The following is a 9,105-nucleotide window of genomic DNA, read 5'->3' on the forward strand; positions in this document are numbered from 1 at the left end:
CCTCAGGCGGATGAGGTCGTGGGTTCAAGTCCCACTAGCCCGACAATTGGTATCGCGCATCCGCCTCAGGCGGATGAGGTCGTGGGTTCAAGTCCCACTAGCCCGACAACACTAGACATCCAGAATTGCTTTTTGCGAAAGTGGGGCGAAGGCTGTGCGTAGGCATATTCATCAAAAAACTTCCATAAAAATATGAAGATTTTTGCTTAAAAATAACTATTTATGCATAGATTGATACTAAACTTGCATAGATTGTAATATATAGATATGATTATCACATTGAATAAATTTGGTACTACCCTAACTTCCAGACAAGACGGCAAAGAGGCCTACGGCGCGTATCTATCCACCCTAGAATCTGTATCTGATAAAGAAGAAATCAGCATAGATTTTGATGGGGTAGTAACATTCACCCCTTCGTGGGCGGATGAATTTATCACACCAATTTTAAATACCTACGGCAATAGAGTCAAATTACTGCCAACAGAGAATCCGTCAGTAGAAGCGACTTTAAGATTGTTAGAAACAATCAAGTAAACACTTTTCGACATCTTCCCACCGCCTAGACGATACAAAACACTGCCATATAGCAGTGTTTTGGTTTTATATATATATTTACTCCCCACAAACCGTCTCCATCAACTTCGCACAGACCTGATACGGATCCATATTAGACGCCGGGCGGCGATCTTCCAAATAACCACACCCGGCGTTCGCCACTGGCGTGGGGATGCGAATTGACGCCCCACGATCACCAATGCCATATTTGAAATCATTGATACTACAGGTCTCGTGCAAACCGGTCAGTCTTTCGTTATTATTCGCGCCGTACACAGCGATATGCTCCGCGCGCTTTCTGCCCAATTTTTCACAGGCCTGTTTGATCGCCTCTATACCACCGGGAAGACGCATCGCTTTCGTGCTGAAATTGGTATGCGCGCCCGCGCCATTCCAATCGCCTTTTACCGGCTTTGGATAAAGTGTCACGCTGGTATTAAAATCTTCACCAATCCGATACAACAACCAACGACTGAGCCATAATTGATCACAAACTTCCAACGGGCCGAGTGGACCCACTTGAAATTCCCACTGTCCCGGCATCACCTCTGAATTAATCCCACAAATCAATAAACCGGCGGCCAAACAGGCTTCCATATGCTTCTCCACGATCGGCCGTCCAAACACCTCATCCGCGCCCACACCGCAGTAATAACCTCCCTGTGGGGCAGGGAAACCGTTATCCGGCCATCCTAAAGGTTTAACACCCTGAAAGAAAGTATATTCCTGTTCAATGCCAAACCATGCTTCCTCCTGTTTATAGCGTTCCGCGAGCATCCTCAACGCCGCCCTGGTATTTGTAATATGTGTCGTACCGTCAGCATTATTTACTTCACACATCACCAAAATATTTTGTCCGCCCCGAATCGGATCGGGTATATACGATACCGGCTGCAATAAACAATCGCTAAAACTTCCCTTCGCCTGATAAGTGCTTGACCCATCAAAACTCCAACCCGGTAAATCCCTCACTCCCGCAATCGGCCCATCCACAATTTTTGTCTTCGAACGCAATTTGGCTGTCGGTGTGGTACCATCCATCCAAATGTACTCCGCCATGATTTTTGCCATACGGTAAAAAGTTAAGAATAATGACCATTTAATCTTACCGACTAACCACCGCCTCGTCAACTAACTTTGTGAATAAAATGTGAATAGTTTTAATACTGTTAAATATACAAAAAACCTCACTTTTTAAGAGAAATCATATGTTAGGCCGATGGCCGCCTTCGCCCGCCTTGGGCGGGCTACGGCGTGCCTATGTCGAAAATCCTGAACGACGTACGAACCTATTTTGAAACGGTTTATTAGATAGGGGGCTATGGTGTAGGGGCTTTGCCCCTACAACCCCACAAAATTTGGACGGGCAAAAAGGAAGGGGTTAGGGGAGGGAATTTTTGCCCGCCTGTTCGGCGAGGTAAAACCCACTGGTGGCGACAACGATTTCGGGGGCCTAACGATTTGTTTGTGGGGGGGGTGTTGTTTCGTGCACGTTTCACGTGCGCGCCGCCAACGTTCACTCGCCCAGGCGAGCGTGCTTTTTGACGATTTCAAGTTTTTCTATCTCAAATTTGACAAGGGAAATGATACCCCATATACTAGGGGTATAGTTTTTTGTTTTAAAGTAGCGATCACAACATTAAGAATCTCTTTGGATGACGAGGGAAGCGAGCAGAAGTGGGAATCTTGAGTTCCTAGGGATTAGCTCCTTAAGGGAGTGCAAAGTCCGGCTTCTTTTCTCTCGTCATTCAAGTAGATTTTCGATGCAAATATTATAACATAAATTACTAATTCAGTAAAAAAACAAGGTATGAATCTTATATTTCCCACAGAACCAAAAGAGACTAAAACATGGATGTTGTCTCTTAAGAATAACTCATTTACTAATGATGGGACGAAGAAAGACGATGCCTATATCCTCTGGGCAGGAAACAAACTTCCAAAATATTTGTGGGATCATTGGAAAGACGACCTTAAACCACTTGGCATTAACTGGCAAAAATTCATGCGCATTCTCCATCATCGAACAGATGTCGGAGTTATGTGGTATCAGGGAACTTTGCCTTGGGCAGATTTTGTTCAGAAAGTTGTAGAACTTATGAATGGTCCTATTGGGAAAGAAGCATCCGGTACAGCATCTCCTTCTGGATCGAGTGTACCACCCCAAGATATTGGCGCTCTCCAAATTCCTGCGTTTTCAGACTGGGAGCCATTTGAGAGATTTTGTCGAGATCTCTGGGCGAGAATTTGGATGAATCCAGAGTTACAAAGAAATGGACGTACTGGTCAAGCACAGGCAGGGGTTGATGTGTATGGTGATATTAAAAAACAAGCCGGAATTAGCGGCGGCGTGCAGTGTAAAAAAAGAGATGCTTTTGCGGACGATTCTCTCACCGTCGCAGAACTTCAGCGGATAGTTGAAGATGCAAAAATATTTACACCTACTCTGCGTGAGTTTGTTGTCGCCTATACTGGAAAGAGCGATGTTCGTCTTCAAACAGAAGCTCGGCGACTTACGGAATTAAATATAGCCCAAGGTATTTTCACTGTGCGAGTGTGTTCATGGGATGATATCAAGGATATGCTTGGTACTTATCCTGAGCTGCTTGATCAGTATCATCTCGTTGCTACCGGAGTAAGCGCGAAAGCCGTAGAAGAAGTTAAACGCACGTCTGATTTAATTCTCAAGTTGCAAGTCGAACAATCAGCAGCTACAAAAGACACCGCTCAAGGCGTGAGTAGTGTTAGAGAGGACATCAATGCAGTTGGAGAGCTGGTGAAATTAATCGCAAGTGGCGGTGATCTTGCTGGAGAATATGGTAAAGAAATTGACGAGATCAGGGACTTGATTAACGCCAATCGTCCTAAAGAAGCGCTTGATCGAATTGAAGCACTTGAGAAAAGACTTAATCCGGAAGTAGCGGGGATGATAAAATTTCGCATTCTAACCAATAAGGCAGCATCCCTCGCCGCGCTTGGAAATGAAGAAAAAGCTGGGATGCTTTTTATTGAAGCCTTTCAATATAATTCCGAAGATGAAAAAGCTTTGTGCAATAAATCACTTGGATATTTATTTGTGGGTCAGCGGGAGGAGGCCGCTAAGATCGTAGAACAAATTCTACAAAAAAACCCGTTGAGTCAGCGAGCGAATGAACTTCTAGCTTACGCTGCCGCACCATTTGATAAGCTTCAGTCTATAATTGAACGAATTCCGGAAGTTTTACGGAAAAATGAATCAGTTGCATACGCCATCGCGCATGCGGCACGCGAACGAGAAATGGAACCAGAAATTCTACACTGGCTTGAAGTTGCAGTCGATAATAGTGATCCGAGCAAGCCAGCACCGAATCTCCGGGCCACTCTTGCTACAGCCATTTTACAGGCTTTTGAGAAACGGCATGATGTTCAATCCGGTATGCACATTACTTCCGCTGATAAGGAGCGACTTGAACGCGCACTTGCCCTTTTGGATAATGCAATCGGTACCCTAGAAAATTCAGAGACCATGAAATACAGAGCCAACTGGGTTGGAAATCGAGCTGTTGCCCACAAGCTGCTTGGCAACCGAGACAAGGCTTTGGCTGATGCCGAATTTGCAATAAAACTTGAACCCAACAACCCGGGTTTTTTAAGGCAGAAAGCGTTTTTATTATATGAGCAAGGAAAAAGCGAAGAAGCCATTGTCATCTTCAAGCAAATCTTAGACAATCCAAAAACTCCAGAAGCAGCACTTCTCCTTGCGGGGATATGTCATGAACGTGAGGAAGATAATTCAGCAATACCGATTCTTGAAGAATCGATAAAGAATACGAAAAAGCCCAGGGAACTTTTATCAGATGAAAAACGCTTACTCATTCATGCCTATATGCGTAAGGATCAGTTTGATCCGGCGCGTAAACTTGCGAATGAACTACGAGCTTCAAATCCCGGCAGTGTTACAGACCTTGTTATTGCCGCTCGGATTGAGAAAAGAGCGAACGATCTCAATGCACACAATCAACTTTTGAACGACGCGCGGACCTACGTTTCAGATGATACACCTATTCGTGGTTTGTTTGAGCTTGCAGATGAGTTGTATGCTTCAAAGCGCTACGCAGATGCGTGGCCGTTATATGAGAAACTGGTTGACCCACGAAGCGGATCATCGCTTGTGAGTAAGTTGATTTATTCTTACTACGAAGCAGAGGTATACGAAAAGGCATTGGAGGCCGCTCGATCGGTACCGGAAAAAGAAAAGAGTCGCTTTATTTACGACATCGAAGTATCCATATTAGACTCAATGGGCAACCTTAAAGGTGCAATTGCTACCTCTGAAAAATATATAACCGATCATTCCGAAGATTTGGCGTTTAAGGTAAAATGGGCCACCTATCTCCTAAGGGATGGTCAGCTGGACAAACTGGATGCTTTTTTGAAAGGCCCTATTGATCTAGCTCAGCTTCCTGACGATCTTAAGTTTAATGCGACCGGGCAACTTGCTTGGCTCTATACACAACGCAACATGTCCATTAGAGCCTTGGAGATTGCATATGTTCTGCGAAAGAATTCACCAAGAAATGGGGATGCCCACACAACATATATGAGCATATTTTTTGACCGAGAAAAGACACTTGACGATCAATTTTCTCCTACATCAGTAGGTGTAGACACAGCTATAGCTGTTGAGGAAGACGGAAGTCCGAGGCGCTGGTATGTAATCGAAGAGACCCCCGGCAGTGACAAAGATGCTCTTAGTCCGAACGATCCGCTTGCTAAAAGGCTTATGGGGAAAAAAGTAAATGAAGAAATTGTGCGGGATGAAGGAAAGCCGTCGGAAACTAGACTGAAGGTTACTGAAATTAAAAGTAAATACGTCCATGCTCTTCACGAAACTATGGCCATGTTTCCGCATTTATTCGGCGAAGAAGAAAATCCACCATTCAAAAGGTTTACAGTAAAAACTGATTCTAGCACCGAGCAAGAAAACCGTGATCAGCTGATGAAGATGTTAGATCAAACAGTTGGACACGATGAGCATATTTTACGCGTACAAAAACTCTACGAGGAAGGCAAACTTACAATTGGTACGTTTGCTAATCTTATCGGCCGCGATCCAATAACAATTTGGGGAGGCTTAGTTAATAATCCTCGCCTTGGCATACGGTGTTGTGCTGGAACTCTAGAGGAACGACAGGATGCTATCAAAACTGTTAAGTACTCAAAGACCGTAGCGGTAGATCTTACGGCATTACTTACCCTTGGAAACATGGACCGCTTGAGCATACTTCGTAATAGCTTTGAAGAAGTATTCATTGCTCAATCTACTATAGACATTCTTACCCAAGAAATCGCTCAGAAAAACGGCATGAGCTCCAAGGGTTTCATAACAGTCTGGAAAGAATCTGGTCAGTATTTCCGACAGGAAGTGACCACAGAAGATATCCAAAAGCAGATCACGTTTCTTCAAAAAATAAAAGATTGGATTGCCGCAAATTGTACCGTTGCTCCAATGGCAGAAATTCTCAAGCTTCCAAAGGAACGACGGGAGCGACTCTACGAAACCATAGGAACAAGCTTCGTGGATACAATGATGATTGCGAAAGAACGAAATTGCCCACTCTATTCTGATGACCACGGAACAAGATCTATTGCCCTACATGATTTTGCAGTTAAGGGGTTTTGGACGCAGGTACTTGCAATTATTGCCGTTGAAAAAGAATTAATTACCACAGATGATATGGAAAAAATAAACGTATCACTCTGCGAGCTGCGATATCGACATACAACAATAAGCGGAAGGTCGCTTCTCTACGCGGCGAAGTCGGCGGGATGGGTTAGTACAGGTCCTTTTACAACGGTACTAGCAGGTATTACCGGGCCAAGCATTGAACTTGTATCAGCCATGGGTGTAGCAGTTGAATTTTTCTATCAGCTTTGGAAAGAGCCGACCATCTCAGATCTTCAAAGAGAGGCTTTGGTGTTCGCAGCGCTTGATGCAATTGCACAACAAAAAAATAGACTTGAAGTTATTAAATACGCCGGCTCTTTAATTCCGGCTCGTTTTAGACTTTCTCCGGTTGCAGGTAATCACCTCCTAAGGTTGATAACTGCGTGGAGATCAATAAGGAACTAACCGCATAAAGAAAAGTTTGCTTCTGCTAATCTTTACTTTTTGGAAACGTAATCAATGATTTTTTCCCAATCAAGAGTGTTCTTCGTATAGAAAAGTTCAACAACATCCTTTGTCATTTCATTGATTTTCTTTACATACAATTCCTTAAAAACATCATCTCGTTTTTTGGCTTCTTTATCGAGTGGCTGAATGATTTTCTTATACAATTGATCGTCCCCGGAGATAAGTTCCCAAAAAGATTGGCCGCAAATTTTGTAATAACTAAGATCGGGGTCTTTATTTACTTTGTGTGGATTATTATCTCGTCCATAAATACACCCGTTGACAGAAACGATACTGTTTTTATTTAATTCGGCGCGAAGAAACTTTTTGGCAACTTTTAAGTTCTTTTTCATCGTATTAACCTGGTCGGAGTTACCCCAATTTGGCCCAGACTTAATACCAACGATATATGTTTTCTTATCTCGTTCAAATATCAAATCCACGCTTCTGTATTTTCCTTCTTCAGCTTTCTTGCCTTTAAACACCTCATGGCAAACATGAATAGCAAGATTTTCCATAAGATCACCAAAAATCGTTTCCTCTTGTGAGGATAGAAAGGCATCAAGAGTGCTTTTTGCTAAATCTCCAGCAGTTTCAATATTCTTAGCTTTGAATAAATATGGATTTTTTCTTTTTGAAATATCGGATAGTTTTGCAGACTCGAGACGGTGGAGTCTTATCTCATAGAAAGGTTTTATTACATCAGATGCAATAAAAGCGTTCAATTTTTCGTAGTTCAATTTTTTCATATTATTTTGTTTCTTCGTTAATATTGTTAATAGCTAATTTGTGATATTCCTCTTGTATTTCAATGCCCACTGAATTACGATCAAGTTGAAAAGCGGCGATTGAGGTGGTACCGGAGCCTAAAAATGGATCCAAAACGACATCTCCGGGCTTAGTGAAAAGTTTTATAAACCAACTTGGCAATTCTTTAGGAAAGACGGCGCTATGTTTCTTATTTGAACTTTCTGTGGCCATCATCAGCACATTTGTAGGGTATGCGAGTTCACGACCAACCCAGTTAGAAACATTTTTTCCAAAACCGCTACCAACTTTTGAATTATCTCGTTTCTTGTCAGTTTCACTAAGATTTTTTAGACGAGTTTTTGCCCAATCACCCATAGGCACTCTTACTTCGTCTTGATACATATTAAAATCTTTTGTTTTATTGAATTGTAAAAGTCGTTCCCACGAGTCACGAAAACGGTTTGGCCATTTACCAGGAAAACAATTCTTCTTATGCCAAATAAATTCTTCCGTCCAAAGCCAACCCTGTTTTCTCATCGCAATAATAAGCTCCATTACATATGTATGCCTCTCACCATTAGAAACCTTTTCTTTAATATTTAAAACAAAAGTCCCTGTTGGCTGTAAAATACGCAACAATTCACTGGCGATAGGCAAAAACCACTCAACATACTCGTCAGGATGGATTCCGCCATAAGTACTTTTGCGTTGGTCAGCATAAGGGGGCGAAGTGACAACTAGGTCAATAGAATTATCCGACATCGTTTTTAATACATCAAGGCTATCACCAAGAATAACATCGGCCTTTATTTTGGCTTTTGTTTTTTGGTTAAATAAATTAATTTTTTCTATGGTTTTAGTTGTCATAGAATTTATTTTAATAATTCATCCGGTTTTACACCCAACGCCTTTGCTATTTTTTCTAAATTAGAAATTGTAGGATTTTTTGATCCATTTTCAACTCTACTAATATACCCTCTATCCATTCCTGTAGTGCGACAAATATCACCTTGCGACATTCCTTTCACTTCTCTAATTCTTGCGATATTATCACCCAATTTTTTTGAAATAGTATTCATAAAAGTTATACACATTTTACCCCTAATTGTACTTTTTTACAATATTGTACTATAATACAATATATTTGGGAGCCTACCATAACCCAACGCGCGCGCAAGGGCGGGCAGGGGCAAGCGCGTTTCTAATAAATAACGTACGCAATCGGTCGGGCGGCGCATTCGCCATAGCGAATACGAAACAACACCCCCCCCACAAATAAATCGTTAGGCCCCCGAAATCGTCCGCCTCCGCCCGCTTCGGCGGGACAAGTCACCACCAGTGGGTTTTACCTCGCCGAACAGGCGGGCAAAAATTCCCTCCCCTTAAACCCCTTCCTTTTTGCCCGTCCAAATTTTGTGGGGTTGTAGGGGCAAAGCCCCTACACTATAGCCCCCTATCTAATAAACCGTTTCAAAAAAGGTTCGTACGTCGTTCAGGATTTTCGACAACGTGAAACTTTTACAATTTTCGGGGGAATTAACATTTTGGTCGGCCAAACGTACGGCGGCGTTTTCGGCGTAACCACCAACAATTTTAAAACCCCCCACCCACAACCACGACACTTTTCTTCCCCCGAGGCGGCG

At 42.7% G+C, this 9,105-nt stretch carries 7 protein-coding genes; 2 read left to right on the forward strand and 5 right to left on the reverse strand.

Going from position 1 to position 9,105, the window contains the following annotated elements; all coding sequences use genetic code 11:
* The first annotated feature begins 267 nt into the window (after positions 1 to 267).
* Positions 268 to 537: a DUF4325 domain-containing protein gene (locus Q7S11_04100; protein ID MDO8572919.1), complete on the forward strand. Its 270-nt coding sequence runs from the start codon at positions 268 to 270 to the stop codon at positions 535 to 537.
* 78 nt (positions 538 to 615) lie between these two features.
* Here the strand turns inward: Q7S11_04100 and glnII are convergent, their stop codons facing one another.
* Positions 616 to 1,629 (reverse strand): glutamine synthetase GlnII, encoded by a 1,014-nt coding sequence (gene glnII / locus Q7S11_04105; GenBank protein ID MDO8572920.1) that lies wholly within the window; start codon positions 1,627 to 1,629, stop codon positions 616 to 618.
* A gap of 739 nt (positions 1,630 to 2,368) precedes the next feature.
* Here glnII and Q7S11_04110 point away from each other — a divergent pair.
* Entirely contained in the window at positions 2,369 to 6,670 is a 4,302-nt protein-coding gene (locus tag Q7S11_04110) for a hypothetical protein (protein ID MDO8572921.1), read from the forward strand.
* A gap of 32 nt (positions 6,671 to 6,702) precedes the next feature.
* Here Q7S11_04110 and Q7S11_04115 read toward each other — a convergent pair whose 3' ends face one another.
* The 4 genes from Q7S11_04115 to Q7S11_04130 form a co-directional block, all read right to left on the reverse strand.
* Positions 6,703 to 7,461, reverse strand: a complete 759-nt coding sequence (locus Q7S11_04115) for a PmeII family type II restriction endonuclease (protein MDO8572922.1) — start codon at positions 7,459 to 7,461, stop codon at positions 6,703 to 6,705.
* Between the two features lies 1 nt (position 7,462).
* Positions 7,463 to 8,329, reverse strand: a complete 867-nt coding sequence (locus Q7S11_04120) for a site-specific DNA-methyltransferase (protein MDO8572923.1) — start codon at positions 8,327 to 8,329, stop codon at positions 7,463 to 7,465.
* Between the two features lie 5 nt (positions 8,330 to 8,334).
* The gene (locus tag Q7S11_04125; GenBank protein MDO8572924.1) at positions 8,335 to 8,541 is read right to left on the reverse strand and encodes a helix-turn-helix transcriptional regulator; all 207 of its coding nucleotides are present in this window, start codon (positions 8,539 to 8,541) and stop codon (positions 8,335 to 8,337) included.
* A 378-nt stretch (positions 8,542 to 8,919) separates the two neighbouring features.
* Positions 8,920 to 9,105, reverse strand: a 186-nt coding sequence (locus Q7S11_04130) for a hypothetical protein (protein ID MDO8572925.1), incomplete at its 5' end; no start/stop codon positions are given.

This window comes from bacterium, assembly GCA_030648955.1.
Lineage (GTDB): Bacteria > Patescibacteriota > Minisyncoccia > Phycocordibacterales > JAUSHB01 > JAUSHB01.